At 71.0% G+C, this 21,393-nt stretch carries 20 protein-coding genes, 1 tRNA gene and 1 pseudogene; 13 read left to right on the forward strand and 9 right to left on the reverse strand.

All coding sequences use genetic code 11. The features are described from left to right. Positions 1–2: 2 nt before the first annotated feature. Entirely contained in the window at positions 3–1,457 is a 1,455-nt protein-coding gene (locus tag F9C12_RS01285) for an MFS transporter (protein WP_409464420.1), read from the reverse strand. Between the two features lie 131 nt (positions 1,458–1,588). Here F9C12_RS01285 and F9C12_RS01290 point away from each other — a divergent pair, with 131 nt between their 5' ends. Continuing rightward, entirely contained in the window at positions 1,589–2,614 is a 1,026-nt protein-coding gene (locus F9C12_RS01290; RefSeq protein ID WP_409464421.1) for an Lrp/AsnC family transcriptional regulator, read from the forward strand. 293 nt (positions 2,615–2,907) lie between these two features. Further along, positions 2,908–3,123, forward strand: a pseudogene (locus tag F9C12_RS01295) (site-specific integrase); the annotation flags it as partial. Between the two features lie 62 nt (positions 3,124–3,185). Here F9C12_RS01295 and F9C12_RS01300 read toward each other — a convergent pair. The 4 genes from F9C12_RS01300 to F9C12_RS01315 form a co-directional block, all read right to left on the reverse strand. Continuing rightward, the gene (locus F9C12_RS01300; protein ID WP_409464422.1) at positions 3,186–3,911 is read right to left on the reverse strand and encodes a tyrosine-type recombinase/integrase; all 726 of its coding nucleotides are present in this window, start codon (positions 3,909–3,911) and stop codon (positions 3,186–3,188) included. A 115-nt stretch (positions 3,912–4,026) separates the two neighbouring features. Beyond that, a tRNA-Pro gene (locus F9C12_RS01305) sits at positions 4,027–4,100 on the reverse strand. Between the two features lie 173 nt (positions 4,101–4,273). After that, the gene (locus F9C12_RS01310; protein ID WP_409464423.1) at positions 4,274–5,044 is read right to left on the reverse strand and encodes an enoyl-CoA hydratase/isomerase family protein; all 771 of its coding nucleotides are present in this window, start codon (positions 5,042–5,044) and stop codon (positions 4,274–4,276) included. Then, on the reverse strand, positions 5,041–5,823 hold the full coding sequence (locus tag F9C12_RS01315) for a PaaX family transcriptional regulator C-terminal domain-containing protein (RefSeq protein WP_409467167.1): 783 nt from the start codon (positions 5,821–5,823) through the stop codon (positions 5,041–5,043). Before F9C12_RS01315 ends, F9C12_RS01310 begins: the two co-directional genes overlap by 4 nt. A gap of 229 nt (positions 5,824–6,052) precedes the next feature. Between F9C12_RS01315 and F9C12_RS01320 the strand changes: the two genes are divergently transcribed. After that, on the forward strand, positions 6,053–7,690 hold the full coding sequence (locus tag F9C12_RS01320) for an ABC-F family ATP-binding cassette domain-containing protein (RefSeq protein ID WP_409464424.1): 1,638 nt from the start codon (positions 6,053–6,055) through the stop codon (positions 7,688–7,690). Between the two features lie 40 nt (positions 7,691–7,730). Beyond that, a complete protein-coding gene (locus F9C12_RS01325) occupies positions 7,731–8,462 on the forward strand; it encodes a class I SAM-dependent methyltransferase (RefSeq protein ID WP_409464425.1) in 732 nt (243 codons plus the stop codon). Here F9C12_RS01325 and F9C12_RS01330 read toward each other — a convergent pair. Further along, on the reverse strand, positions 8,459–9,406 hold the full coding sequence (locus F9C12_RS01330; RefSeq protein WP_409464426.1) for a methionyl-tRNA formyltransferase: 948 nt from the start codon (positions 9,404–9,406) through the stop codon (positions 8,459–8,461). The two genes, F9C12_RS01325 and F9C12_RS01330, sit on opposite strands and share 4 nt — an antisense overlap. 136 nt (positions 9,407–9,542) lie before the next feature. On the opposite strand from F9C12_RS01330, the gene F9C12_RS01335 reads away from it, so the two are divergent. Both F9C12_RS01335 and F9C12_RS01340 read left to right on the forward strand, forming a co-directional pair. Beyond that, positions 9,543–10,880, forward strand: a complete 1,338-nt coding sequence (locus F9C12_RS01335; RefSeq protein WP_409180140.1) for a lysine N(6)-hydroxylase/L-ornithine N(5)-oxygenase family protein — start codon at positions 9,543–9,545, stop codon at positions 10,878–10,880. 19 nt (positions 10,881–10,899) lie between these two features. After that, a complete protein-coding gene (locus F9C12_RS01340; RefSeq protein WP_409464427.1) occupies positions 10,900–11,109 on the forward strand; it encodes an MbtH family protein in 210 nt (69 codons plus the stop codon). A 19-nt stretch (positions 11,110–11,128) separates the two neighbouring features. On the opposite strand, the gene F9C12_RS01345 is transcribed toward F9C12_RS01340, so the two are convergent. The 3 genes from F9C12_RS01345 to F9C12_RS01355 all read right to left on the reverse strand — a co-directional run bounded on the left by F9C12_RS01345 (position 11,129) and on the right by F9C12_RS01355 (position 15,746). Beyond that, positions 11,129–12,892, reverse strand: coding sequence for an ABC transporter ATP-binding protein (locus F9C12_RS01345; RefSeq protein ID WP_409464428.1), 1,764 nt, complete (start codon positions 12,890–12,892; stop codon positions 11,129–11,131). Beyond that, positions 12,889–14,565 (reverse strand): ABC transporter ATP-binding protein, encoded by a 1,677-nt coding sequence (locus F9C12_RS01350; protein ID WP_409464429.1) that lies wholly within the window; start codon positions 14,563–14,565, stop codon positions 12,889–12,891. The genes F9C12_RS01345 and F9C12_RS01350 overlap by 4 nt, the downstream gene beginning before the upstream one ends. Before the next feature lie 308 nt (positions 14,566–14,873). After that, complete coding sequence (locus F9C12_RS01355; protein WP_409180144.1) at positions 14,874–15,746, reverse strand: hypothetical protein; 873 nt, start codon at positions 15,744–15,746, stop codon at positions 14,874–14,876. Positions 15,747–15,789: 43 nt separating this feature from the next. Here F9C12_RS01355 and F9C12_RS01360 point away from each other — a divergent pair, with 43 nt between their 5' ends. The 7 genes from F9C12_RS01360 (at position 15,790) to F9C12_RS01390 (ending at position 21,330) form a co-directional block, all read left to right on the forward strand. Further along, positions 15,790–16,290: a DinB family protein gene (locus F9C12_RS01360; protein WP_409464430.1), complete on the forward strand. Its 501-nt coding sequence runs from the start codon at positions 15,790–15,792 to the stop codon at positions 16,288–16,290. Between the two features lie 78 nt (positions 16,291–16,368). Further along, a complete protein-coding gene (locus tag F9C12_RS01365; RefSeq protein WP_409464431.1) occupies positions 16,369–16,458 on the forward strand; it encodes a DUF664 domain-containing protein in 90 nt (29 codons plus the stop codon). Positions 16,459–16,482: 24 nt separating this feature from the next. Beyond that, positions 16,483–17,193, forward strand: coding sequence for an MBL fold metallo-hydrolase (locus F9C12_RS01370; RefSeq protein WP_409180147.1), 711 nt, complete (start codon positions 16,483–16,485; stop codon positions 17,191–17,193). Positions 17,194–17,680: 487 nt separating this feature from the next. After that, complete coding sequence (locus F9C12_RS01375) at positions 17,681–18,493, forward strand: ABC transporter permease (protein ID WP_409464432.1); 813 nt, start codon at positions 17,681–17,683, stop codon at positions 18,491–18,493. Further along, the gene (locus F9C12_RS01380) at positions 18,478–19,182 is read left to right on the forward strand and encodes an ABC transporter ATP-binding protein (RefSeq protein WP_409464433.1); all 705 of its coding nucleotides are present in this window, start codon (positions 18,478–18,480) and stop codon (positions 19,180–19,182) included. Before F9C12_RS01375 ends, F9C12_RS01380 begins: the two co-directional genes overlap by 16 nt. Next, complete coding sequence (locus F9C12_RS01385) at positions 19,169–20,179, forward strand: ABC transporter substrate-binding protein (protein ID WP_409464434.1); 1,011 nt, start codon at positions 19,169–19,171, stop codon at positions 20,177–20,179. Before F9C12_RS01380 ends, F9C12_RS01385 begins: the two co-directional genes overlap by 14 nt. Then, a complete protein-coding gene (locus F9C12_RS01390) occupies positions 20,176–21,330 on the forward strand; it encodes an LLM class flavin-dependent oxidoreductase (protein ID WP_409464435.1) in 1,155 nt (384 codons plus the stop codon). The genes F9C12_RS01385 and F9C12_RS01390 overlap by 4 nt, the downstream gene beginning before the upstream one ends. The last annotated feature ends 63 nt before the right edge of the window (positions 21,331–21,393 follow it).

A 21,393-nucleotide genomic window follows, 5' to 3' on the forward strand; every position in this document is an offset into this window, starting at 1 on the left:
CCTCATTTCTCGATCGGTTCGGGTTCTTCCCGCCGGGCCCAGGCCGCGGCGAGCACGAGGAGGCCCAGCGCCGCGCACCCGGCGCAGACGGACCAGACGACGGTGTATCCGGTCTCCGCGGGAGCGCCCGCCCCGCCGGAGAGGAAGCTCGAAAGCAAGGTGCCGACGACCGCGGTCGCGACGGATCCGCCCAGCACTTTGACCGTGCTGTAGGTGCCCGAGGCGATGCCGACCCGGTCCTTCGGCGCGGCGCCGGAGATGTACGCGGGCAAGCCGCCCAGCAGCAGGCCCATGCCCAGCCCGGTCGCGACGAGCGCGCCCAGCACCGCGCCGATCGTGGCGTGCAGCAACGCCATGCTGAGAAAACCGGCGGCGGAAAGGCCGATGTCGATCGCCAGCACGCCGCGCGGGCCGGCGAGGGTCGCGAGCCTGCCGTACCCGGCCGAACCCGCCACCGCGGCGAGGAAGTTCAGCGCCACCACCAACGAGATCGACTGCGCGGACAGCCCGAACCCGTACCTGGCGGCCGCCGGTTTCGCGGCGAGGAACGTGACGAGCGGAACCTGGTTGCCGAAGAAGCACACGCCGAACAGGAGTGTCGCGGCCATCGCCGGCCACATCGCCCGGCTGGTGAACATCCGCGTGTCCACCAGCGGTCCCGGCGTCCGCCGCTCCCACCAGACCCAGGCGGCGAGCACGACCGCACCCGCGACGAGCGTGGCCAGCGCCGTCGGCGAACCCCAGCCTGCCCGGCCGGCTTGCGACAGCCCGAGCAGCACCAGAGCCAGCGCCGCGGACAGCCCGGCCGCGCCGGTCCAGTCGATCTTGCGCACTGTCCGCACCGAAGACTCGGGGATGAGGAATTTCGTGACCAGTCCGCACGCCGCGGTCAGGACGACCGGGACGGCGAGCGCCGGGCGAACCCCGCCGAGCAGTTCCTCCAGCGGTCCGCTGACCAGCCCGCCGAGCACGAGCCCGGCGGTGAGCGCGCCGGCGAGCCAGCCGATGGCGCGGTTCGCGGCCGGGCCGGTCGCCTTGTCCCGCACCAGCGCGATCTCGAGCGCGATCCACGCGGCCAGCGGGCCCTGCAGCACCCGGCCGAGCAACGCGAGCGGATAGACCGGCGCGAGCACGACGAGCAAGGCTCCGGCGGCGACGCTCCACACCGCGACGCTCAGCAGGCGCCGGTGGCCGAACCGGTCGCCGAGCGCGGCGAAAACCGGCACCGACACCGCGGCGGCCAGCAGGTGCACGCTGCTGAACCAGTTCAACGGCCCGGCTCCGACGTGCAGTTCCGTGCCGAAGCCGGCCAGCAGCGGCGGGTAGAAGCCTTGCACCATGCCGCTGACCAGCTCGACGCAGATCAGGAAACCGACCGCGGACCGCAGGTTCGAGCCCGCGGGCGCCTTCGCGCCGGACGTCGCCGGCCGGCCGAGACGGGGGGTCGAAGAGGTCATCGCCGCTCCTCGCGTGGGGACGTGGGAATCTGTGGCGACAAGTGTCGGAGTCGAGCGCGAAAGGGCCGTAGAATCCCAGATATTCGTCACCGCGACCGGTTTCCGGCGGTTTCGCGGTCAGAAGGAGGCTCATGACGCAGAATCTCGTCGACGAGCTCGACCTGCGGATCATCAACTGCCTGCAGATCCGGCCGCGCGCGACCTGGAGCGTGCTCGGACGCGTCCTCGACGTCGACCCGGTGACCATCGCGCGCCGCTGGGAACGCCTGGAGGAGGCCGGGCTCGCCTGGGTGACCTGCTACTTCGGCCTCCCGAGCGCGGACCGGGTGATGGCCTACCTGGAGATCGAGATCGCCGGCGCGCAGGTCACCGACGTCGCCGCCCGGCTCGCGCAGCACCGCGAAATCGTCAGCGTCCACCACACGACGGGCGCCCGCTCGCTGGTCGCGAGCGTGGTCGGCCGCGATCCGGCCGAGGTGTCGCACTACGTGTCGGAATCGCTTGCCACGCTTGACGGAATCGTCGCGATCCGAGCCGAGATCGTCACCGGCAAATACAGCGACGCGGGGGAGTGGCGGCTGCGGGCGCTGTCGCCGTCCCAGCAGGACGCCCTCCAAGCCGCGTACCCGCGCCGGGACACCCCGGCGAGCACCGCGCCCGTGCAGCCGGACGAAGGACGCGTCGTCCGCGAGCTCGCCGCGAACGGCCGCCTGTCGACGAGCGAACTCGCGCGCCGGATCGGCGTCAGCGAGGCGACCGCCCGGCGCCGCCTGAACCGGCTCCTCGCCGAGGGCCGCGCGACGTTCCGCTGCGAGATCTCCCAGCAGATCTCCGGCTGGCCGCAAACCGGCATCCTGTGGGCCCGCGCGCCGGTCGGGGTGCTCGACGGCGTCGCGCGGAAACTCGCGGTGCTGCCGGTGATCCGCGCGTGCCTGACCACGACCGGGCGCAGCAACCTCATGCTGTTCGCCTGGCTGCGGGACGTGCGCGAACTGCACCAGTTCGAACGCGCGGTCGCACAAGCCGCCCCGGAAGCGGAAGTCATCGACCGCGCGTTCTGCCTGCGCTCGTTCAAACGGATCCTGCTCATCGACGACAGTGGCCGCATCGCGGACCCGCCGGTGCTCCCGGTCGACGACGGGAGCATGCCGTTCTGAACTTCGCGCTTGCTTGCGAAGGCGCGGCGGGAGAATGCGACTGTGGTCTGCTCCCGCCCGGCACTGGCGTTGGTGGTGATGGCCAATTCCCGGACGACACGGCGGAGTTCGGCACTCTGTCGGCGCTGGGCCAAGGCCGAGGCGTGCGGGCTCTACAGGTGAGGTCCGGATCTCGAATCAGATCGTGCAGTGGGGTTGGGAGACGGGCGAGTCGTCGCCGAAGACGGACGAGTCGGTGAACGCGGTCGCGATCGACCAGGACACCGCGCTCGTGCTCACCCAACACCTCGCCCGTGAAGGACACGGACCGGACACGCCTCGGATCGCAGTGGAAAAAGCACGACCTGGCCTTCACCCAGCGGGACGGTTCGCCGTTGCACCCGGCGCATGTCACCGACGTGTTCCACGAGCTGTCCCGCCAAGCGGGGTTGCCGCCGATCTGCCTGCATGACGTGCGCCACGGCGCAGCGACGCTGGCGCTCGCGGCGGGAGTGGTGATGAAGGTGGTGCAGCGGATGCTGCGGCACTCGTCGATCACGGTCACCTCCGACACCTACACCACGGTCCTGCCTCAGGTGGCGTTCGCGGCGGCGGAGGCGACGGCGGCGATCATCCCGCGGCAGTCGGCGCGAAGTCTCGGGGCCTGGCCGGTTCGTTCGCCGAACGGGATGAAGCGGATGCGGTCGCCTTTGCCTCGGACGACGATGCCGTCTCGGGAGAGGTCGAGGTCGTCCGTGGTGAGGTTCGCGACCTCGCTGAGGCGTGCGCCGGTGTCGAGGAAGAGCCGGATGAGGGCGGTGTCTCGACGGTCGCGGAAGGTTTTGCCGCGGCAGGTGCCGAGCAGGCGGGCGAGCTGGTCGTCGTCGACGATGGGCACCAGTTTTTCGGTGGTGGCCGGCTGGCTGAGTTTTGCCATTGGGTGGCGGTCCATCTCGTCGGACTCGACCAGGTAGTTGCAGAACTGCTGGAGTGCTTTGTATTTGTTCAGGGCGGTCGAGGCGGAGCGGGTGTGGATCATCCAGGCGATGAACCATTCGATGTGCTTGCGGCCGACGTCTGTCGGGTCTTGAGCCGCGTCGCTGTCGTCGGTGCAGTCCATGTCCATCTCGGCGAGGAACCGGGGGAGTTCGTCGCCGCCGAGGAAGTCCGCGAACTGGGTGACGGCGAGTTCGTAGTGGTAGCGGGTGGTGTGGGGGCGGTTGGCGGCGCGGAGGCTGCGGTCCCACTCTTCGACGTAGGAGCGCCATGCGTCGTCGATTGGGCGGGGCAGACCCTGTTTGGTCACATCGGCCGGCATGAGGAGAGCCTCCAGTCAAGGTGTCACCGAGCGCTGTGCTAGACCGGAAGGACACCTGCGACCACATGAAAAAACGGGCTCCCGCTGCTCTGAGCTGCGGAAACCCGTCGTCCGGTCGGGCTGACAGGATTTGAACCTGCGACCCCTTGACCCCCAGTCAAGTGCGCTACCAAACTGCGCCACAGCCCGGACTCCTCACCCCCCGAGGAACCCCTCGTGGAGTGCGATGCGACTACTCTAGCGGGTCCCCCAACCGCCCCTGCAGCGAGGTCTCCATTACCCCCTGACCTGCGCAAACCCGCCAGATCCACAACCGGCCCTGGTCCCGCGCGGGGACCAGGGCCGGGGGACAGGGATCCGCATCAGCGGCCGGTGAATCGAGCCTTCCCGGGGCCCTCGGTCAGGAACGACTTCACCGCACCCCGCAAGTCCTCGGTGTTGTACAGCTCCGCGGCGATCGCCGTCACGTGTGCGTTGGCTTCCGGTACTCCGCCGTGTTCGAAATGGGCCAGGATTCGCTTCGTGGCGGCATGTGCCTGCGTCGGGCCTTCGGCCAGGTCGCGGGCGAACTCTCGGGCTGCCTCGTCGAAACCCTCGTCCGGGAGGACCCGGTTGACGACGTTCCATCGCTCCAAGGTCGCCGCGTCGAAAGGTTCGCCGGTGAAGACGAACTCCTTCGCCCTCGCCACCCCGGCGCGGGCGGCCAGGCGTTGCGTGCCGCCCATGGTGGGGGTCAGGCCGACGACCTTTTCGACCAAGCCGAACTTCGCGCGGGACGAAGCCAGCAGCAGATCGCACGCCATCGCGACTTCGAAAGCCCACGTCAGACATAAACCGTGTGCGGCGAAAACTGTCGGAAACGGCAGTGCGGCAAGGCGATCGGGGACGGTGAGCAGTTCGTCGAAGAGCACTTTCGCCTCGGCAGGAGACGACTGTGCATCGAAGAGCGCGACATCGACGCCTCCGCTCACGACGCGGCCTTCGGCGCGGATCAGGAGGGCTCGGGCGGGCGTTTCCTCCAGCGAGCCGATGGCCGCGAGCAGGGCGTCCTGGAGCGGTTTCGTGTACAGGTTGAGCGGCGGCTCGTCGATGGTGAGCACGGCGAGCCCGCCGTCGCGTTCCAGTTTCGTCATGCTTGCTCCTCGTTCGCGGTGAGCTGGTCCCAGTACGCCTGCGCGGCCGGCCGCCATTCGACGTGCTTGCGGTGGAACAGTTCCGCCGCTTTGGCTCCGCTCCAGCTCGCCGGCAGCAGCTCCGCGGGCAGTTGCGGGTCGAGGAACGGGAAGCGGCGCCATTCGTGGACCAGTTCGGTCTGCGCGCGCAGCACCGCTTGCGCGCCGGAGGGCGACACGCCGGTGAAGCGGTCGATGAAGTCCTCGTACCGGTCGGTCAGCTCGGACAGGTCCCACGACCGCGCGACCATGCTCTCCTGGTCGCCGATCGCGCCGTACTCCGCGGTGAAGGACATCGCCTGCGCTTCGAGGCCCAGTTCGGCGACGATCTTCTGCGCCTCGGGCTCGCGGCTCGGATCCGGGCTCACCCAGACGCCCGCCACCGGCGAGCCGAAACCGGCCCAGGTGAGGCGGGTGCGCAGGCGGTGCCGCAGGTCGCGTTTCGCCTCCGGGACCGAGACGATCAGCATCAGCCAGCGGTTCTCCCACGGGCGCGCGTCGCGGCCGAAGGCGTATATCCGCTCGGCGCCCTCGGTGAGCAGCCGCCGCCCCGGCGGGGTCAGCGACCACCGGACGCGGCGGCCGATGCGCTCCGACACCAGCCAGCCCTCCGCCGCGGACCGGGCCAGCGCCTGCCGTGCCGACTTCTCCTCGATGTCGAGCATGCCGAGGGATTCGACCAGCAGCGACGTCCACACCGGACGGTCGCGGGGCAGCACGTACTCGCCCAGCACGGTCATCAGCAGCGACCGCGCGCTGGCGTGGCTCACCTCGCGCCGTCTGCTGACGGTCGGCCGGGGAGCCCGCTGCTTCCCCCGTCCGAACGGGACCGGGGCGGGTTCCGCCATCGCTTTTCACCGACCTCACTGCTCTCGTTGGACCCGGCAACCCGCCCAGAGTACCCACTGGGAGTGACGGAGCCGACACGCGGCACGCGGCGCGGGAGGCGCCCGTAAACTCGGCTCCGATATGAGCGCCACACTCGTCGCGAAGGACCTGGCCGCGGGCCACGGTGACCGCGTTCTCTTCTCCGGTCTCGATCTCGTCGTCGCCCCGGGCGAGGTGATCGGCCTGGTCGGCGTCAACGGCGCGGGGAAGTCCACCCTGCTCCGCACGCTCGCCGGGCTGGCCCGCCCGGAATCCGGCGAGGTCCGGCTGAATCCGCCGGCCGCCACCGTCGGGCACCTGCCGCAGGAACCGGAGCGGCGCGAGGGGGAATCGGTGCGCGGCTTCCTCGCCCGGCGCACCGGAGTCGCGGCCGCGCAAACCGCACTCGACGCCGCGACCGATGCGCTTACCGCGGGCGAGGACGGCGCCGACGACGCATACGGCACCGCGCTCGACCGCTGGCTCGCGCTCGGCGGCGCGGACCTGGACGACCGCGCCGGCGAGGTCGCCGCGGACCTCGGGCTCGCCGTCGACCTCGACCAGCCGATGGTTTCGCTCTCCGGCGGGCAGGCCGCGCGCGCCGGGCTGGCATCGCTGCTGCTCAGCCGCTACGACATCTTCCTGCTCGACGAGCCGACGAACGACCTCGACCTCGACGGGCTCGCCCGGCTGGAGCGGTTCGTCGGCGGACTGCGCGCCGGCACCGTGCTGGTGAGCCACGACCGCGAATTCCTGGCCCGCACGGTCGACCGCGTCGTGGAACTGGATCTGGCGCAGCAGCAGGTGAAGACCTACGGCGGCGGGTACGAGTCCTATTTGGAGGAACGGGAGGTCGCGCGGCGGCACGCGCGCGAGGACTACGAGGAATATGCCAATACCCGCGCGGCGCTCGAAGCCCGGGCGGGCATGCAGCGCGCGTGGATGGAGAAGGGCGTCAAGAACGCCCGCCGCAAGGCGACCGACAACGACAAGGCCGGCCGCAAATTCCGCAGCGAAGCCACCGAAAAGCAGGCGTCGAAGGCGCGGCAGACGGACCGGATGATCGAGCGGCTCGAGGTGGTCGAGGAGCCCCGCAAGGAGTGGGAGCTGCGGATGGAGATCGCCACCGCTCCGCGCGCGGGCGCGGTGGTCGCGACGCTGCGAGGCGCGGTCGTGCGGCGCGGCGAGTTCGCGCTCGGACCGGTGGATCTGCAGATCGACTGGGCGGACAAGGTCGCCATCACCGGCGCGAACGGCGCGGGCAAATCCACGTTGCTGGCCGCGCTGCTCGGCCGGCTGCCGCTGGACGAGGGCGAGGCCGCGCTCGGGCCGGGCGTGGTGGTCGGCGAGGTCGACCAGGCCCGCCGGCTGTTCCTCGGCGACCTCCCGCTGGCGGACGCGTTCGCGCGCGAGGTCCCGTCGCTGGCGGACGCGGAAGTCCGTACTCTGCTGGCGAAATTCGGGCTCAAGGCCGCGCACGTGCTGCGCCCGGCGGCGACGCTTTCGCCCGGCGAGCGCACCCGCGCGGCGCTGGCGCTGCTGCAGGCGCGCGGGGTGAACCTGCTGGTGCTGGACGAGCCGACCAACCACCTGGACCTGCCAGCGATCGAACAGCTCGAGTCCGCTTTGGACGATTACCCGGGCACGCTGCTGCTGGTGACGCACGACCGGCGGATGCTCGACGCGGTTTCGGTGACCCGGCGGCTGGAAGTGGACGGCGGCAAGGTTTCCGAACGTTAGCCGGTGCCGTGCGCCGCCGAGCCTGAGTACGGTCGGCCGGGTGGAATTCACCGAGGACGACGCCGCGGCCGGGTACGACGTGACCAACCCGTGGCGTGCCGAGCCTGGCACGAGCGACGGCTTCTACACCGAGTTCGCGACAGCTGCGCGATCGGTGCTCGACGTCGGCTGCGGCACCGGGCAGATGCTGCACGCGCTGCGCGAGCAAGGGCATCCCGGACGGCTCGCCGGCATCGATCCCGACGCCGCGGCGTTGCGGCGGGCGCGCCGCCGGACGGACGTCGAGTGGGTCGAAGGACCGGCGGCGGACATCCCGTGGCGCGGCGAATTCGCGTTGGCGACCATGGCGAACAACGCGTTCCAGTGCCTGGTCACGGACGCGGACATCGCGGCTTCGCTCACCGCCGTCCGCGCCGCGCTGATCGACGGCGGGCAGTTCGTCTTCGAGACGCGGCATCCGCAGGCTCGCGCGTGGGAGGTCTGGGCAGCGGCCGAACCGGCGCCGTTCGAGTACGGCGGGCGGAAGCTCGTGTCGTGGTGGCACGTCGAATCCGTCGCCGACGGCGTCGTGACCTTCACCGAAACCGTCGGCGAACCCGATCTGACCCCGTTGCGGACCGACCGCGCGACGCTCCGGTTTCTCGACGTCGACCCGCTCAACGCCGCGCTGCGCCGAGCCGGGTTCGCCGTCGAGCACCAGTACGGCGACTTCCGCGGCGGTCCGCTGACCGCGGACAGCCGGTCGATCGTCACCGTCGCGCGCGCCGCCTAGGGGCGGTCGGTGAGATACCCGCCCATCTGTGTGAAGTACTCCGCCGCCGAAAGTTCCCGGTCGTCGGCGGTGCGCACGCGTTCGATCCGCAGTCCGGGCGACTGGCCGCGCCGCGCGTCCCGACCGGCGACGATCACCACGCCTTCGCCTTCGCGGATGAAGATGCGGCCGGGAGTTCCGCCGTAATGACCGTCCGAAACGGAGGCGCGCACGATGCGCAGCCGCTCGCCGCGGTGGTAGGTGAAGGCGTTGGGGTACGGGTCGGATTGGGCGCGCACCAGGCGGTCCAGTTCCTCGGCGGACCAGGTCCAGTCGATGAGGCTGTCGCGCGGGGCGCGCTTGTGGAAGAAGCTCGCCTTCGTCCGGTCCTGGGGGATCGGGACGACGGTGCCGGACGCGATGCGGCCCAAGGCTTCCGTGACGAGCGGTTCGATGAGGTCCACGGTGCGGTGGAACAGATCCGTGGCGGTGTCGCGCGGGCCGACCGCGACCGCGCGCTGAGCGACGATGTCTCCCGCGTCGAGTTCCTCGTTCATCATGTGCGCGGTGACGCCGACTTCGGGCTCGCCGTTGATCAGCGCCCAGATGATGGGGGAGAAGCCGGCGTACGCGGGCAGCAGCGAGTCGTGGACGTTGAGCGTGCCGTGGCGCGGCAGGGCGAAGATCTCCGGCGGCAGCCAGGTGCGCCAGTTGTTCGCGACGATCAGGTCCAGGTCCGCCGCCTTGAGCTCGTCCAGCAGCTCCGCGTCGTCCGGGCGGGTGCGCAGCAGGGTGCGGATTCCGTGCTCTTCGGCCAGTCCGGCGACCGAATCGTTCCAGATCCGTTCGTAGGCGTGGTCGCTCGGCGGGTGGGTGACCACCAGCCGCACGTCGTGGCCCGCGTCGAGGAGGGCCTTCAGGGTGCGGTGTCCCCAGGTCTGGTAGCCGAACATGGCCACGCGCATCGGCGGTGCACCTTTCGTGGTCGGGACGAACATCACCCAGACAGTACTAGTTGAGGCTTACCTAAGTTAGGTTAGGGTTTCTTGAGCATTGGTCAGTCGGAACGGTGATGCGGCAGTGCCGCGCTAGGGGACTTTCATGTCACGAGCAGGGGCCGGGGACCGCCGGGTGCCGGTGTACGACGTGGTCGGAGTCGGGTTCGGGCCGTCCAACCTGGCGCTCGCGATCGCGCTCGCCGAGCACAACGCGGGCCCGGGGGAGACGGTCACGGCGCACTTCCTGGAGCGCCAGCCCCGCTTCGGCTGGCATCGCGGGATGCTGATCGACACCGCGACCATGCAGGTGTCGTTCCTCAAGGACCTCGTGACGATGCGGAATCCGGCGAGCGCGTTCACCTTCCTGAACTACCTGCACGAAAAGGGGCGGCTGGTCGATTTCATCAACCACAAGACGCTGTTCCCGCTGCGCGTCGAGTTCCACGACTACTTCGAATGGGCCGCGGCGAAGGTCGACGACCTGGTGTCCTACGGCAGCGAGGTCGTCTCGGTCGAACCGGTGCGCGACGGCGGCGAGATCGCGTTCTTCGACGTGCGCGCCGAGGTGGACGGCGAGATCGCCGAGCTGCGGGCGCGGAACCTCGTGCTGGGCACCGGATTGCGCGCGAAGCTGCCGGACGGGGTCGTCGCCGGGGAACGGATCTGGCACAACAGCGAGCTGCTGCACCGCGTCGAGTCGTTGCGCGGCACGGACGCGCGGCGGTTCGTCGTGATCGGCGCCGGGCAGAGCGCGGCCGAAGTCGCGGCGTTGCTGCACGACGAGTTCCCGCGCGCCGAGGTGTGCGCGGTGTTCGCGCGCTACGGCTACAGCCCCGCCGACGACAGTGCGTTCGCCAACCGGATTTTCGACCCCGAAGCGGTCGATTCCTTTTACGCGGCAAGCGAACCGGTCAAGGAACGCTTGATGCGTTACCACGGCGCGACGAACTATTCCGCGGTCGATCTCGACCTGATCGACGAGCTGTACCGGCGGCGCTACCAGGAGAAGGTGCTGGGCGTGGAACGGTTGCGGCTGTTCAACGTTTCGCGTCCGGTCGAGGTCGCCGACCAGGGCACGCACGTGCGCGCGACCGTCGAATCGCTGGCGACCGGCGAACGTTCGGTGCTGGACGCGGACGCGGTCGTCTACGCGACCGGCTACCTGCCCGCGGACCCGACGGCGCTGCTCGGCGATTTGGCCAGCCAGTGCCGCCGGGACGGCGAAGGCCGGCTGAAGGTCGAGCGCGACTACCGGATCACTACCGACCCGGCCGTGCGCGGCGGCCTCTACCTGCAGGGCGGCACCGAGCACACGCACGGGATCACGTCGTCGCTGCTGTCGAACACCGCGGTGCGGGTGGGCGAGATCCTGCAGTCCATTGTGGACCGGCGGGCGGCCGAATCCGGCCCGGTGGAGTACGCGGTCAGCGGGATCCGCTGAACCAGGAAAGGAGCGAGCGATGACGAATCCGTTCGAAAACCCCGACGGCGTTTACCGGGTCCTCGTGAACGACGAGGGCCAGCACAGCCTGTGGCCGGATTTCGTGGCCGTGCCGGACGGCTGGCGGACTGTCTTCGGCCCGGACGCGCGGCAGGCCTGCCTGGACTACATCGAGCGGTCCTGGGCCGATCTGCGCCCGCTCTCGCTTCTGGCGCGAGAGGAATCCTGAAGTCCGGTAGGGGAAATCCTCACCGACGGCGGCTGCGCAGGCCGGACCAGGCGGTCCAGAGCGTGGCGTACCGGCCGCCGGCGGCGACCAGTTCGTCGTGCGTCCCGGATTCCACGACCGCCCCGGCGTCCAGGACGACGATCCGGTCCGAGGCCGCGGCCTGGGTCAGGCGGTGCGCGACGATCAGGCCGGTGCGGCCTTCGAGCGCGGCGGCCGCGGCGGCTTCCAGCGTTTTCGCGCCGGCGCTGCCCGCTTCGGCGGTGGCCTCGTCGAGGATCGCCACGGGCGGATCGGCCAGCACCAACCGGACCAGGGCCAGCTGCTGTGCCTGCGTGACCGTGAGCCGATGCCCGCCCTCGCCGACGACCGTCGCGAGCCCGTCGGGCAGCGCTTCGACCCACTCGGCGGCGCCGACTTTGGCCAGCGCGGCCTGCAGTTCCTCGTCGGTGGCTTCGGGAGCGGCCAGGCGCAGATCGTCGGCCAGCGGTCCGCTGAAGACGTGCACTTCCTGGCTGATCAACGCCACCGCGCGCCGGGTGGCGGCCGGGCCGAGCTGGTCGAGCGGGACGCCGCCGATCGACACCGTGCCGCTGCTGGCCTGGTGGATCCCGGCGATCAGCTTCGCCAGCGTCGTCTTCCCGGCACCGCTCGCTCCGACCAGTGCGACGCGCTCGCCCGGCGCGACTTCGAGGTCGACGTCGCGGAGCACCGGATGGCCGTCCACATAGGAATGTCCGAGGCCGGCCGCCTTCACCGACGCGTCGACCGGACGGCTCGCCCGGGCTGGTTCGGCCGGTGCGGGAAGATCCGCCACCCCGATCAGCCGGGAGAGGCTCGCCGTCGCCGCCTGCGCGTCGTCCACCAGCGCGAGCGCGGTGTTGATCGGCCCGAAGAGGCTGTGGAAGTACAACGCGGCCGCCGTCGCGACGCCGACGGTCGCGAGATTCGCGCCCACCAAAAGGAAACCGGCGGCGAGCACCGCGGAAAGGCCGACGAACTCGGCGAGGTTCAGCCGCCCGTAGAACCGGGTGGCGAGCCGGACGCCGCGCAAAGCCAGCTCGACCGCGCCGTTGGACCGTTCGCGGACCCGGTCGACGTGCGCGTCCGCGAGCCGGAACGCGCGGACGGTTTTGGCTCCGCCGATGGTGTCGAGAAGCTGCTGCTGCTGAGCGCCGACGGCGGCTCGCTGGGCGGCGTAGAGCGGGGTCGCGCGGCGGACGTACCAGCGGACAGTGTGCAGCTGGATCGGGACCGCCAGCAGGGCCGCGGCGAGGAAACGCCAGTCGAGGACCGCCATCGCGACGAGGGTCAGCACGATCGTCAGCACCGAACGGGCCAGCGCGGGCAGAGCTTGCCGGACCGCGTCGGCGACCACCGAGACGTCGGTGGTGACCCGGGCCGTCAGGTCGCCGGAACCGGCCTTCTCGACCTGCTCCAGCGGCAGGCCCAGGGCACGGTCGACGAACCGTTCGCGCAGGTCGGCGAGCATGGTTTCGCCGAGCCGGGCGAGCATCGAAGCGCCGACGGCGGTGGCGACCGCGGACGTGGCGGCGACCAGGACCAGGCCGGCTACCGGGTAGACGAGCGCGGAGGCGGGCCGGCGGGTGGCGACGAGGTCGACGACCCGGCCGAGGAGGGGAGCGGTGAGCAGGCTGATCGCGGTCGCGCCGACGACGAACGCGAAGGACGCGATTGCGCGGGTTTTTGCCTGTCGCAGAAGGTCGAGGAGGACTGCCCGGGTGCGCGGTGCGGTGGCGAGGGGGAGGAGTTCGCGTTCGGTCACGAGAGCACCGCCGCTCGATAGGCCGCCTCGGTGCTGGCTAGTTCGGTGTGGCTGCCTTCGGCGACGACCTGGCCGTCTTCGATCAGGACGACGCGGTCGGTCACGGAGAGCAGCGCCGGGCTGGTGGTGACCACGATCGTCGTGCGGTTTCGCCGTAGTGCCGCGAGGCCGGTGGCGATGCGGGCTTCGGTGACGGTGTCGACGGCGGTGGTCGGATCGTGCAGCACCAGGACCGGGGCCTCGGTGGCGAGGGCACGTGCTAGGGCGACCCGTTGTCGTTGTCCGCCGGACAGCGATCGACCGCGTTCGGTGACCGCGGTGGCGGTGCCGGAAGGGAGAGTCGCGGCGACTTCGTCGGCTGCTGAGGCGGTGAGTACTCCATCTGGGACAGCGGGCATTCGGCCGCGGACGTTGTCTTCCACGGTGCCCTCGAACAGATCCGTGTCGTGCGCGGCGACGAGGACGACGTCGCGGACGCGGTCGGGGTCCACAGTGGACAGATCCACCGCGTCGACGTGGACGGACCCGGCGCGGGGATCGGCGAACCGGCCGAGGCAGTCGAGGAGATCGGTGGCTGTGGCGGGATCGGGAGTCACGACGCCGAGCAGCTCGCCGGGCGGGACGGTGAGGTCGAATTCGCGGAGTTTTCCGTGCGATACGGCGGAAAGCCTGACGCTGCCGCGCGCCGGGGCGGGCAGCTCTCCGCTTCCTTCGGGGACGGCTGGAGGCGCGCTAAGCACGGCGGCGACCCGCCCGGCGGAGGCACGGCCCTGGGCGAGCTGGCCGTTGACCCAGGCGAAGATGGTGAACGGCGTCTGCAGGAACTGGGCAAGCCCGACCGCGGCGACGAGGTCGCCGACGGAGATCTCGCCGTTCGCCGCCAGCGAGCCGCCGGCCAGCGCGACGATCGCGATGAAGATGCCGGTGAGCGCGAGCAGCGCGCCGTTGTGCCAGGCCTGCGCGCGGGCCGCGCGGATCGTCGCCCGCAGGGAATCCCGGCTGGTGCGCCGGTACCGCGCGGTCGCCGCCGGTTCCGCGCCGATGCCCTTCAGCACCCGCAGCCCGCTGACGAGGTCGGCCGCTACACCGGAGGCGTGCGCGGCGCGTTCCTGTTCCAGTTCGCTGCGCTTCTCCAGCGGCTTGCCGATGAGGTGCGCGAGGAACAGCAGCGGCGGGGTGCCGAGGAGCACGAGCAGCCCGAGCGGCACGGACATCCGCAGGAGCACGACCGCGCTCACAACCAGCCCGGCGAGCGCGGCGATGCCGAACGGGAGCACCGCGTTGATCATCCCGACCCGGCGGGCGTCCGAGGTCCCGACGCTCGCCAGTTCCCCGGCGAGCGAACCGTTCTCCGCGCCGCCGCGAGGATGCAGGACGCGCCGGCTGACCGCGAGGCGGATCTCGTGCGCGGCCCGCTCGGCCGCCCGCTCGGCGGCCCGCGCGCCGAAGCGGTAGCTGGTGGAGAGCACGAGGAAGACGACCGCCAGCACGGCCAGCCAGCCGAGGAGCGTCAGCGCGGAGCTGTCGGCGACGGCCCGGTCCAGCACCACGCCGATCACCACCGGGACGAGCGCTTCGCCGCCCTGGTGCCCGGCGGCGAGGACAGCCGCGGCGAGGACGGATTTCCGTTGTCCGGCGAGGGCACTGCGCAGGACGTCCCGGCCGCTGGTCATCGGCGCCTCCGTTCGCGCGGACGAGGCCGGTCCGGTCGCCGGTTCCTCCCTTTCGTCCACGAGGGAAGGCTAGCCTAACTTTCGGGCGGGAGAGTTAGCGGCGTGCTGTCTCCGGTGGTTGCTCTCCGGTCGAGGCGGCTGCTGGTTCGGGTTCGCCGAATCGGGCCAGTGCGAGTGCGGCGGCTACGGCGAGGACGAAGCCGGTCAGCGCGATGACTGTGAAGCCGGGTCGCGTCGGGTCGGGTCGCCGAGCAGGAGGACGCCGGTCAGCGGCGGGGTGGCCGTTGCCTGCGGTTGGGGCGGGTGGGTTATCGGCGTGCTGTCTCCGGTGGTTGCTCTCCGGTCGAGGCGGCTGCTGGTTCGGGTTCGCCGAATCGGGCCAGTGCGAGTGCGGCGGCTACGGCGAGGACGAAGCCGGTCAGGGCGACGAGCGCGAAGCCGGGTCGGGTCCGGTCGCCGAGCAGGAGGACGCCGATCAGCGACGGCATGACTGTTTCGCCGAGCACCAGCATCGCCGTGGCGGTGGTGACGCTGCCGCGTTGCAGGGCGGTGGCGAAGAACAGCATGGCCAGCGCGCCCGCGATGGCGACGACGTACAGCGCGGGGTCTCGCAGCAGGTCGAGCGGCGCGAGGCTCGGGATGACCCGGCCCGCCACCGCGACCAGCCCGAAGCACAGCCCGGCGACCAGCCCGAGCCCGGCGGTGCGGACGCGCTCGCCGGCACGGCCGACGAGCAGCCCGGCGATCCCGAGCACCGCGGCGGCCCCGGCCAGCGCCAGCCGGAAGCCCAGGCCGACCTCGCTGGAGCCCTCGCTTTCCGCGGCCGAACCGAGCAGCGCGAGCCCGGCGACCACGACGCCCACGGCGGTCCATTCCCGCGCCCCGAGCCGGACGCCGAACACCCGCACCGCGACGGCCGTCACCGCGAGGCTCGCGGCTTGCGTGGCCTGCACGAGAAACAGCGGCAGGACGTGCAGGGCGGCGATCTGCGCGACGAAGCCGACGCCGTCGAGCAGCAGCCCCACGACGAACTTCCACTGCTTCAACACCCGCAGCAGCAGACGCGGGTCGACCCCGGCACCGCCCTCGTCGGGCGCGGCCTTCGCGGCCACCGCCTGCATCACCGAAGCGACGCCGTAGGCCACCGCGGACAGCAGTGCGCACAGAAATCCCCACACCATGACGCCGAGGGTATTCCTGCCGGGCGGCGGTAGGGTCGGGGCCATGGCGGAGGTAGCGCGCGTGTGGCCGGATCCGCTCGACGGCGACGAGATGACCGTCCAGACGCGGTTCCTCGACTTCCTCCGGGCGACCGCCGTGCAGAAGATCACCGGATTGAGCCGGGAGCAGGCGGCCGCGGCTCCGTTGCCGAGTTCGCCGCGGACCAGCGCGCTGGGCGTGCTCAAGCACCTGACCGCGGTCGAACGGTGGTGGCTGGTGATCGAGGCGGGAGGCTCCGACGAGCCTTCGCTGTGGCCGGGCTCGCCGGACCCGAGCTGGGACCTGACTCCGGAGGACGACGTGGCCGGGGTCGTCGCGGCCTACCGCGCTGAATGGGGTCGCGCGGCGGCGGCGTTGGCCGGGCTGGAGCCGGGGGACCGGTCGCGGCGGTCTGGGGGGTTCGCGGTGCGGTGGGTGTTGGCGCATGTGGTGCAGGAGACGGCGCGGCATGTGGGGCATTTGGACGCGTTGCGGGAGTTGGCTGACGGTTCTGTGGGCGAGTGACCGGGGATTGTCGCTGACTGCGTTGAGCAGGGTGGTGCGGCTGGGTTGACGCGGGAGGACGGGTCGGGGGAGTTCGCGGTGCGGTGGGTGTTGACCGAGGAGACGGCGCGGCACGTCGGGCACCTCGACGCGTTGCGGGAGTTGGCTGACGGCTGCGCGGACGAATGACCGGCAACCGTTAGGCTGCGGGGCATGGCAGACCAGCTCTACTTCCGCCAACTGCTCGCCGGCCGCGATTTCGCCGTCGGGGATCCCGTCGCGACCCAGATGGTGAATTTCGCTTACCTGATCGGGGACCGCGAAACGGGCGAGGCGGTGCTGGTCGACCCGGCTTACGCGGTGGGCGACCTGGTCGAGACGCTGGAAGCCGACGGGATGCGGCTGACCGGCGTGCTCGCCACGCATCACCATCCCGACCACGTCGGCGGCGACATGATGGGCTTCTCGCTGCCGGGGATCGCGGAGCTGCTCGCCTTGCGGCCGGTGCCGATCCACGTCAACGCGCGGGAAAGCGAGTGGGTGCGGCGGGTGACCGGGGTTTCGGACACCGACCTGCGCGCCCACGAGCACGACGACGTCGTGACGGTCGGCTCGATCGACATCCGGCTGCTCCACACGCCCGGGCACACGCCGGGCAGCCAGTGTTTCCTGGTCGGCGACCGGCTGGTCTCCGGCGACACGCTGTTCCTGGAAGGCTGCGGCCGGACCGACTTCCCTGGCGGCGACGCGGACGCGATTTTCCGCAGCCTGCAATGGCTGGCGACGCTCCCGGGGGACCCGGTGGTGTATCCGGGGCACCAGTATTCGCCGGAATCGTCGGCGTCGCTGTCCCGGGTGAAGAGTTCGAACTTCGTGTTCCGGCCCCGGTCTCTCGAGGAATGGCGGAGGATGTTCGGCGGCTGAGCCGCGTTCAGGCCGCCGGCGGTGTGGTGCCGCTGCGGGGTGCGCGGGCCGACGGGTCGCGCGGTGAAGGGTACGGGCGAAGAACGCTTGCAGTGCCTGGAAAATGACCATGGTCCTCTTGTACCGCACGGCACCGACAATTTCGGGCCGAGTCCGCATCGCCGCGTGCCGTAGCGGCGGCGAGGAGCGCTCCCCGGAGCAACCGCCATGTTCGGCAACCGGGCGGGAAAACTGTCCCGCATCCCGGGCATTCGCCGGTCCGCCCGGTGAACAAACCCGGCACACCGCCGCGCGGATTCCAGTGCGTGAGAGCAGTCCGGCACGCCATTGACTTCACCCGTCCGGGGATCGAAGCTCGGGGCATGAAGCGCGGCGTCCTCCTTGTCTGCCGCCTGCACGTCGACCTCCGGCAGCAGGCGAGCGCGGTCTGTCCGGCCCGCCGCTGAATTCCTTTCCCTGAACCGAAAACCCCACCCGGGAGAAATCCGTGTCGATTTCCACCACGGGCGTGCTGCCGCGCGCCGAAACGGCGGCGCCGAAGCGCGCGCGGCGGCGGCTGCCGTCGCTGCGCCGCTGGATCAGCCCGGTCGCGCTGGTCGCGGCGTGGCAGATCGCCAGCTCGACCGGCGCGCTGCCGCCCGACAAACTCAGCTCGCCCTGGACCGTCCTGCAAGCCGGCGTCGACGTCGCCCGCAGCGGCGAACTCGGCAGCGCCTTCGCGGTTTCGCTGGGCCGCGTCGGCGCCGGATTCGCGCTCGGGGCGCTCGCCGGGCTGCTGCTCGGGGCCGTCGCGGGGTTGTCGCGCTGGGGCGAGGCGCTGGTCGACCCGCCGGTGCAGATGTTGCGGACGCTGCCCTTCCTGGGACTGATCCCGTTGTTCATCCTGTGGTTCGGGATCGGCGAGGAGACCAAGATCTTCCTGGTCGCGCTGGGCGTGGCGTTTCCGCTGTACCTGAATGTCCACTCGGGAATCCGCACGGCCGACCCGCAGCTCGTGGAAGCCGCGCGGGCCCTGGGATTCACCCGCGCCGAACGGTTGTGGCACGTCGTGCTGCCGGGTGCGCTGCCGCAGGCGCTCGTCGGGTTGCGGCAGTCGCTCGGCGTCGCGTGGCTGGCGCTGATCGTCGGTGAGACGGTCAACGCCGACGCCGGAATCGGTTATCTCATCAACAACGCCCGCGAATTCCTGCGCACCGACGTCGTGGTGGTCGGGCTCGTGGTCTACGCCGTGCTGGGCCTCGTCACCGACGCGCTCGTCCGGCTGCTCGAAAGGAGGGTCTTGCGATGGCGAGCCCGGTAGTCGAAGTCCATGACCTGACGAAGAAATTCGGCGACCGGACTGTCCTCAACAGACTCAATCTGGACATCGGCCGCGGCGAGTTCGTCGCACTGCTCGGCCGGAGCGGATCCGGGAAGTCGACGCTGCTGAAGGTGCTGGCCGGGCTGGATCCGGAGATCGAGGGCACCGCCGGCGTCGACGGGACGGTTTCCGTCGCGTTCCAGCAGCCCCGGTTGCTGCCGTGGCGGAGAGTCTGGCGCAACATCGTGCTCGGGCTGCGGCAGGACAATGACCGCGCCGTCGCGGAGAAGGCGCTCGCCGAGGTGCGGCTGGCGGAGCACGCCGACAAGTGGCCGCTCACGCTCTCCGGCGGTGAGGCGCAACGGGTTTCGCTTGCCCGCGCGCTGGTTCGCGAGCCGGATCTGCTGTTGCTGGACGAACCGTTCGGCGCGCTCGACGCGCTGACCCGGCTGGAGATGCACCGGCTCGTCGAGGATCTGTGGCGTACGCACCTGCCCGCGGTGCTGCTGGTGACCCACGACGTCGACGAGGCGCTCGTGCTCGCCGACCGGATCCTCGTCCTCGGCGAAGGCCGCATCGTCTCCGAACACGTTCTCGGCCAGCCGCGTCCGCGGCAGGCCGCCGACAACGCCGAGGTGCGCAGCCGCGTCCTGGCCGATTTGGGAGTGACCGAAGGTGCATCTGCGTAACGTCCTGGCCGCGGCGCTGCTGCTGACCGGGCTCGCCGCTTGCTCGTCGGCCGCGTCGGACGGGCGCGCGCCGGTTCCGGCCGCGGTTTCGCCCGCGGAGCTGAAGAAGGTCACGCTCCGGGTCGGCGACCAGAAGGGCGGGGTGAAATCCCTGCTCACCGCGGCGAATCAGCTGAGCGGCACGCCGTATCGGATCGAATGGTCCACGTTCACCTCCGGCCCGCCGTTGCTGGAAGCGGCATCCGCGGGAGCGATCGACATCGGCCGGGTGGGCAACACGCCGCCGATTTTCGCCGCGGCGTCGAAGGCGAAGATCTCCGTGGTGAGCGTGGCGAAGAGCAATGTGGAGCGGGAAACCATTCTGGTGCCGCCGGATTCGCCGCTGACCGACGTGGCTTCGTTGCGGGGCAAGACGGTCGGCGTCGCGAAGGGGAGTTCGGCGCACGGGCAGCTGCTCAACACGCTGAAGAAGGCCGGTCTGTCCACAAAGGACATCAAGCTCTCGTTCCTGCAGCCGTCCGAGGCGTTCGCCGCGTTCACCCAGCACCAGATCGACGCGTGGGCGATCTGGGATCCCTACACCGCGCAGGCGCAGATCGACGCCCACGCCCGGGTGCTCGCCGACGGTCGCGGCGCGTCCAACGGGCTCGCCTTCGAGACCGCCAGCACCACCGCGCTGGCCGATCCGGGCAAGAATTCGGCGATCACGGATTTCGTGCAGCGCGTGGTGAAAGCCCAGCTCTGGTCGAACTCCCATCCGGACGAGTGGGCGCGCGCGTGGGCGGCCGAAACCGGGCTGAAGCTCGAAGTGGCGAAGAAGGCGGTTTCCGCAGGCCGGGACCGGCCGATCCCGCTGGACGACGCGGTCGTCGCGTCCGAACAGCAGCTTTCCGACGCGTTCACGAACGAGGGCACGCTGCCCGGGAAGGTCGACTTCGCGGCGTTCGTCGACCGCCGTTACGGGCCCGACATCGAGGCCGCGAGGAGGAACGGATGAGCGTGAAACTGCACTGGTTCCTGCCGACCAGCGGGGACGGCCGGACGATCGTGGAACGCTTCCACGCCAACAAATCCCAGGGCCCGAGCGCGCAACGGCCGGCGGACCTGGACTACCTCGCGCAGGTCGCCCGCGCGGCCGAGCGGCTCGGGTTCGAGGGCGTGCTGACCCCGACCGGGACCTGGTGCGAGGACGCCTGGCTGACCACCGCCGCGCTGATCCGCGAGACGAGCCGGTTGAAGTTCCTGGTCGCGTTCCGCCCGGGCGTCATCTCGCCGACGCTCGCCGCGCAGATGGCCGGCACCTTCCAGCGGCTGTCCGGCGGCCGGGTCCTGCTGAACATCGTGACCGGCGGCGACGCGGTCGAACAGCGCCGCTTCGGCGACTGGCACGACCACGACGCCCGCTACGCCCGGACCGACGAGTTCCTGTCGATCGTGCGCGGCGTGTGGTCGGGCAAGCCGTTCGACTTCGCCGGGGACCACCTGCGCGTCGAAGGGGCCACGACGCTCGCCGCGCCGGACCCGGTGCCGCCGCTGTACTTCGGCGGCTCGTCGGCGGCGGCGCTCCCGGTCGCCGCGCGGCACGCGGATGTCTACCTGACGTGGGGTGAGCCGCCCGCGCAGGTCGCGGAGAAGATCGGCAAGGTGCGGGAGCTGGCGGAGCGGGAAGGCCGGACGGTCCGGTTCGGCGTCCGGCTGCACACGATCGCGCGCGACACCTCGGCGGAGGCTTGGGCGGAGGCGCAGAAACTGCTGGACGCGCTGAGCCCGGAGCAGATCGCGAAGGCCCAGTCGCAGCTGGCGGCGAGCGAGTCGGTGGGGCAGCAGCGGATGGTCGCGCTGCACGGCGGCCGGGCCGGGACGACGGCGCGGGACCTGGAGATCCACCCGCATCTGTGGGCCGGGATCGGCCTGGTGCGCGGCGGGGCGGGGACGGCGCTGGTGGGGAGTTTCGCGGAGATCGCGGACTTGATCGAGGAGTACCACGACGCCGGGGTGGCGGAGTTCGTGCTGTCCGGGTACCCGCATCTGGAGGAGGCGTACTGGTTCGGCGAGGGGGTGCGGCCGGAGCTGGCGCGGCGCGGGTTGCTGGAGGAGGCGCCGGCGGTGCGGGCGGTGCCGGGGGAGAGGGCGGTGGCCGCGCAGTAGGGGCGGTGCCGGGGCGAGGGCTCACGGGCCGGGGGCTGGCGGGGGCGTGCGTGCGGGGGTGGG

The sequence above is a fragment of the Amycolatopsis sp. GA6-003 genome, assembly GCF_046267895.1.
Taxonomy (GTDB): Bacteria; Actinomycetota; Actinomycetes; order Mycobacteriales; family Pseudonocardiaceae; genus Amycolatopsis.